A 6,260-nucleotide genomic window follows, 5' to 3' on the forward strand; every position below is an offset into this window, starting at 1 on the left:
TTGCAAGATATGGACTTCAGAACCTGATCGTTTCAGACTTAATCCGATCCATCAAATGCCGGGACTGAACACCTAACTGAGGAAGTGATTTCATCCAGCCATTCAACGGCACCGGGAATTTGTCTCCACGCTGCGCCATTGGCATCAACATAGCTTGGGCTTGGTCCTTGCCACCCAAGGTCACGTAGTCGCCGACGGGAACTGTTGGCACCCGGCCGGAGAGCATACCCGGAACATGGCGATTGGTTTCAAAGGCAAGTCCGGCGATATCCTCCGCATTTTCACATTCTTCAAAATAGGCGATTAACACCCGCGTATACTGGATTTCCGGCGAATATTCGTCGGCGCACTGTTCCATGAGCGATTTCAGCATGTCCATCTTGCCCATTTCGAGGTGCTTCGCCGCCAGAATATAGCGAATACCCTGGTTGTCGCCGGGGTTCAGAATAAGCATTTCCCTATAGTTCTGGATCGCTGCCTCTTTTTCTCCGGTATCCCAGAGAACTTCTCCAAGTTCTCCGCGAGCACGCATGTATGGCCGGGTTTCCAGGACACCCCAGAAGTGTCCTTCGTTTTCCTTTAACCTGCCTTCTCCCAATGCAAGTTCTTCCGCGGCTACAGCACGTTCAATCAACTGCCGCCGTTCGCTTCTGGACAAAGAAGGTCGTTCTGCAAGGGTGAGCCACGCATCGGCGCAAAACACCGATAGTTTCAGTGCCTGCCGGGCCAGAGCAAATCGGCTGCGGCAATCTGACGTTTCCCAGGAATCGTAGACAAGCTCTTGTGCCTGCCAAAGCGTCTCGTCGTTGGCCGCGCTCTTATATTCGGCGGAAGACGGCTGGAGAGACCTCGGATCCGGAAACACTGACAGATCCGACACTGTTCGAACGGTTGAGCTTTGTTTGCGGGGCTTCTTTGACGTTGGCATTTCCGGCTCCGATTAAGCAGCTATGAGTTCAAAGTCGATCCGTTTATCCAGATCGACATCGAACCGGCCATAAGGGTTGATGTGGGAATGAATGGTTGGCGACAGGCGGCAATCGCCGTCCGCAGACAACCGAGCCCACCATGCCGGCTCCGTCAAAACGCTCTGCATCATACGAGTGTTCACATACACCATTGACGCTTGGAGAAGGTGCAGAGCATGGGCGGAAAGCTCCTGATAGGCAATCCGGTTGCTGGCAATCTCACCACCCTTGCCGAAGAACACAAAGCCGTTGGTGCTGTTCCAGTTCTCAACCACGTTCAGGCCGTCATGGATTTCACGGCGGAAGTCTTCAGAACGAAGATAGCGGCACAGGAAATTCGTCTTGATCGCACGGCCGAGTTCCGCCAGAGCCTTATAGGTTGGGTGCATCACGTCAGAACGGGCGAACCGGCGCAAAATCGCCTCAGGATCGGCCGTGCCGGTCTGCATGGCCGCCGCATACTTGACCATTTCATCATACTGACGCTCGATCTCTTCCCAATCGATCGGTTTCGATAAAATCGGCAGGAGATTGGGCAGCTTGCCGCGCATATCAGCAAACGGTAATGCCAGTTTCTGGCGCACGATCGCCTTCAGCCGCGGTGCCAGATCAAAACTGAGCAAATAACAGAAGGCAAAGCCGACAACACTCTGGCCGTGGCTGTCCACATAATGACGCTGGATCTCTATGTCCGTGCAATGCCGCAAGACACCTTCGATCATTGAGGCAACCTCGGACGAAGAACAACGCTTCAGGCGGGAATAGACACAGGTCGATTCCCGTTCAACATGCCAGTAAATCATCACTCCACGACCGCCATAACGGGCATGCCACTCGCTCATCAGGTTCCGGTCCCAAGCGCCGAACTTGGTGGAATCCGATGCGCAGGCTGTTCCGGCTTCGCCCCAAATCAGAGGATTGCGCACCGCGAGCGTGGCGTTGGCAACCCTGGCACAAGCTGCTCGCAAGGAGGGCCCATCGAGATAGCGACGACTCACATGCTTCAGTTCGTCGTATGATATGTTCGGAACACCGGCCGCAATGCGTTTCAAGCCTGCGTTCGTGCCGAGACCATAGAGACACAGCAACAAGCGTCGATCACGCACAGCCGGCGGCAGAACCTCCCGGCTGGCCGACGTCTCGAACGCGTCGAGAAAACCGGTCTCAAGGGCCGTTTCCTTCAAGGTGTCGAGAAGTCCCATCATCGGCCAGCGGCGGTTGATCTCAGATTTTAGGGCCAGCAGCCCCTTCGGTTCCGGCAGTGGCTCGAAGGGTGTGATGCAGATCCTGTTCTTCCCATGCCGGCGCAGCCGGACCTTGTCATTCGCGGGCAGTGTCGCATTCAACTGAAGAAGTTTTTGTTCCAGCTGATCCCGCACCGATCGGACAAAGTTGCCGGCATCCTGGGTCAGGTTCAGACCGGAATAATAGACATCGCGCTGCTCCGCAAAATCACCAGGAAGATCCTCATCCGGGTTGCGGTATCTGTCGGCTCCCGCAATCCAGATATCCTTGGCGCGGATCCGCTCCCGCAGTTGTGTCAAGACACAAAGCTCATAGGAGATGACATTCAAGCGGCCGTGATCGTCAATCACGGTCTTCCGCCACTTGGGTGGGATAGATCCTTCCGGAGCGAATGCGACCGGGGCAAACCGGCGACCGTCTTCATTCAGACGACTGACCAGAGACAGTGCCTCAAGGATCGGCCGCCATGTCTCGTTGTTGGACCGGAACTCCAGTACGGACAAGAGTGGCGGCAACATGCGCCGGTAGTGATTGGCATAAGTTCCCCGCATCACCGTTTGGATACGAGTGTCCAACGTTCCCTTCGCCCGGTGTTCCTCAATGATCGCCTTGAGACGAGCGGCACCGGCGACGCCGCGGAGGAGAATGCAAGAGCAATCTAAGTGATGATGATCAAAGCAGCCGCTGCCGGAAAATCCCGTGGTATTGCCAGGGTACCATAGCCCGACAAGTTAATAGGGATCCGGTGCGCGGACTTCTTCCACTGCCCGGCAGGCGTTGCCATGCAACGCTGAGAGGGAGGGCCAGCGGTCATGTGTACCGCGAAAACAGGCCGGACAAATGACCGCTCGCAACATGATCGAAATCACAAAAGAAAACTCTTGCAAAACTGGGGCTGTCCACAAATGGCAATGCCCGAAAAACTTCTGTCCCGCTTGTGAGGATCATCTGGACGGATGTCTTTCTCTCTCTCTCGACCGGTTTCTACTAGACTCTTGTTGCCCTGTATCTCCGCTCTGTAGGCTGCTTGCACCCCCAACAGCAGGCGCAACATGCTGTGTTGGCAGGCGAATGGCTTGTGTTTCGCTGATGGCAGTTTGCTGCAGTAGCGGTTCAGGGCGGTCCAGCTGTTGGGGAGGCGGTCCAAGTTCAATGCGATCTGATGATAGCCGGCGGACAGTCATTACCTCTTCAATTGTAGCCTGTCGTCTTTGTTGAACAGGCTCCTGATTGTTAGGCAGAAGCCTGACCCTATCGGGCGAGCGCTCTCGGATGGTCATAACTTCATTGAGTGTTTGTTGACGGCGTTGTGGAGGTGGGACTTCACTTGGCGCAAACGCGACACCTCTTGGCCATGATCTTGGCGGACGGGGGGGCCTTTCGCTGACTCCGGTACGATGCATTTGCGGGGTTGTGCGTTCATGTCCAAAGCGGTGTGTAACTGTTTCGTCTTCTGCGGCAAGGGCGGCTTGATCTGCGGTGTTTGGGGGCGCAAGGCCTGCGCTGGCCGTCCCGCCGGGTGCCCGGACATTTCGCGTTACTACTGTTGGGGACAATGGTGGGGATGGAAACGCGTTATCATCGATTGGTTCTTTTGGCATCCCGGAGCCAGAGCCGGTTCGACCCTGACGGTTTGTGTTGGATGCCTCGCTGCTGCTTTGCGGGACTTCCGGGATGACAAGGTCGGCCGGAGCGCCTATGGCTATTATCGACCGAGGTCTATTGCTCTGCTCTCGGGTTTCCAGCAATGAAGGAGAAGGCGCTATTTCATCGACGTCGATGACAGCACGGTTAGTCGGCAACCCCCTGTTTGCTCGGGCTTGGGACGATCGGGCGGGCCGAGGCATCCCATGAGCACTTGTGTTGGAGTGTCTCGTCATTCCTTTTTTTTGAAAGAAAGACGAAATATCGCTTGTGCCCGCATCTTCATGTGAGCGATATAAACGCTTTGCTGCCCGACTTTTAGGTAGTTTCTTGGACGTGTTTCGCTTTGTGCCTCTATGGCTTTTTTCTCGGTTAGGCCGCGCAGTATGTGTGCCATATTCAGCATTTTCTTGCGGCTTGATACGGGTAGCCTGCCTAGCGGCTGTTTCTTGCTGGTCCGCGAGCGTGCCAGGTGCATTACTTGGCCCCGCTTGGGTTAGGGCGTTGTTGGTAGCAGATTGGGGGCTATCTTGAGCATTGACTGACGACAGTCTGGTCAATTCAAATCTCGGAGTAGAGTTTTCGCCGATCACGATGTGATCGTCTTGCCGTTCAGAATGTCTCGTGACTGCCCTGATAGAACTTCCGGTTTTGCGATGACCACTGATCGTGCTTTCTGAGGAGTTATCGACTAGGTCCGTGTGTGCTTTGCCATGTTCGACATATGCCCTCATTTCAGGATCGAGACCTTGCATGGCTTCCTGATCTTCAAGCGCCTTGCGGGACAATCGTCGTGTGCGCTGAGGTCTTGGCCTATCTAAATCGATTGCAGTCTGCATTTCGCGAACAGCTTCAAGTTCCGCAATACCCGATTCGCGGCCGCTGTTGTTTTCGCTGTTGGATGCGTTCGAATTTCGCCAGCTACGGGAGCCCTGTGATGCGGCCTCATCCAGCTGTTGATCATCTATGAAACCCGCGAGATTTCCATTTTCATCCATCAATTGTGCGTCGCGGCTGTCGGCGTCAGATGTTCGGGTCCTCAATGATCCGGACAAGAGGCCGCTGTTTGCGCTGGACTGGTCGCCGTCGGATTTGGCTTTGTCACTATCAGTCATATCACCTTGGCGTGATCGGGGATTGCGAGCCGCGTTGGCAGTGTTGTTGTTCGAGCGAGTGTCTGCAAGTTCGATTTGCTCGGGGACGAATCCGCGGTCTGTTCTCGCAATTGTTGATGTACGGATTTGCCGTTCTCCCTCAGCGTTGGCACGTTCTGATTGTGATGACTGTTGCACCGTTAACTTACCGATTAGCGTTCTTTCGTTTTCTTTTGGCTCCATCAAAAGACCCTTTCAAAGGTTGTTTTTCCATTGAATGGACACAAACCCCGGCTTTTAGCCGGTGCGCTTCAGCATTCCAATATGGAAACTCCTGACCTTGAGACCTCACGCCAGCACGGGTCTCAAGGTCAGGAGTTTCCATATGAGCTATTCTACAGCCAGTCATACCAAATACTATCATCGCTATCATGTCGTGTGGGCGACGAAGTACCGTTACAAGGTCTTGCAGGGATCGTTGCGCGAGTGCCTGCGCACGATCATCCGCCAGACCTGCGAGGAACTGGGCGTCCATATTGTGCGCGGAGTGCTCGCACGCGATCACATCCACATGTTTGTCAGCATTCCTCCAAAACAGTCCCTGTCCGATGCCTCATACCGACACGCAAGGACTGATGCATTCGGGCTATGTCAAGACTACGCCGCCGAGATGAACGCCTGAAATCCATCCAAAAAAGGACTCCTGCTAACTCAGAAAAATAGGTTAGCAATGCACCTGCGGCTGACGCACTTCGTCCTGTGCGCCAGCCCGTATTGTTGGCCAGGTTCAGTTACGCCATGGGGGGCTATGGCACGTCAAATTGTAGATGTTATCTGAAACTCGCCAACCCTCAGTTATCTGATCGTAAAATTGGTGAGAAGAACTCTAGTTTGTCCAACAGATTGTCGCGATTAAGATCAGCTGCCCGAAAAGCCTCGTTAGTCGTTAGAAAATTCGCTGCAATAAGTTCGTCGAAGCTAACGAAACCATCTTGATTTAAATCGAACGTAACGAACCAAGATTCTGCGATTGTCGAGGTTGATAAAATCGACGCATTGAAAATGAATGCTATTGCCAAAAGATACATCATTGTAAATCCCCACATTGTCGAATACGAAGTATTTATCCTATTTAATCATTTTCTTACGGTAATTATGGGTGTTAAATAAAGCGAAAATTACAGGTAATTAAGTTGAAAAGAAGTTGATATTTCTTCTTCTTAGAGTGTATCCACCTTTTTGCAGCGGTCGTGTTTCGGGTGAACTCGCCCCTTTCCCCAAGTAACTATGCGACACGTTTGAAGACCGC

5 protein-coding genes are annotated in these 6,260 nt (G+C 53.5%); 2 read left to right on the forward strand and 3 right to left on the reverse strand.

Going from position 1 to position 6,260, the window contains the following annotated elements; translation table 11 throughout:
* Window positions 1-16: 16 nt before the first annotated feature.
* Both Q0835_RS29030 and Q0835_RS29035 read right to left on the reverse strand, forming a co-directional pair.
* Window positions 17-928: a tetratricopeptide repeat protein gene (locus Q0835_RS29030; RefSeq protein ID WP_298966808.1), complete on the reverse strand. Its 912-nt coding sequence runs from the start codon at window positions 926-928 to the stop codon at window positions 17-19.
* Window positions 929-940: 12 nt separating this feature from the next.
* The gene (locus Q0835_RS29035; protein WP_298966815.1) at window positions 941-2,860 is read right to left on the reverse strand and encodes a Tn3 family transposase; all 1,920 of its coding nucleotides are present in this window, start codon (window positions 2,858-2,860) and stop codon (window positions 941-943) included.
* 774 nt (window positions 2,861-3,634) lie between these two features.
* Between Q0835_RS29035 and Q0835_RS29040 the strand changes: the two genes are divergently transcribed.
* Both Q0835_RS29040 and tnpA read left to right on the forward strand, forming a co-directional pair.
* The gene (locus Q0835_RS29040) at window positions 3,635-3,964 is read left to right on the forward strand and encodes a hypothetical protein (RefSeq protein ID WP_298966810.1); all 330 of its coding nucleotides are present in this window, start codon (window positions 3,635-3,637) and stop codon (window positions 3,962-3,964) included.
* Window positions 3,965-5,336: 1,372 nt separating this feature from the next.
* Window positions 5,337-5,633 carry an IS200/IS605 family transposase gene (gene tnpA, locus Q0835_RS29045; protein WP_298966813.1) on the forward strand — a complete coding sequence of 99 codons (297 nt, stop codon included), beginning with the start codon at window positions 5,337-5,339 and terminating at the stop codon, window positions 5,631-5,633.
* 169 nt (window positions 5,634-5,802) lie between these two features.
* Here the strand turns inward: tnpA and Q0835_RS30435 are convergent, their stop codons facing one another.
* Window positions 5,803-6,057 (reverse strand): hypothetical protein, encoded by a 255-nt coding sequence (locus Q0835_RS30435; protein ID WP_363324522.1) that lies wholly within the window; start codon window positions 6,055-6,057, stop codon window positions 5,803-5,805.
* Window positions 6,058-6,260: the final 203 nt, after the last annotated feature.

The sequence above is a fragment of the uncultured Roseibium sp. genome, from assembly GCF_947499295.1.
GTDB lineage: Bacteria > Pseudomonadota > Alphaproteobacteria > Rhizobiales > Stappiaceae > Roseibium.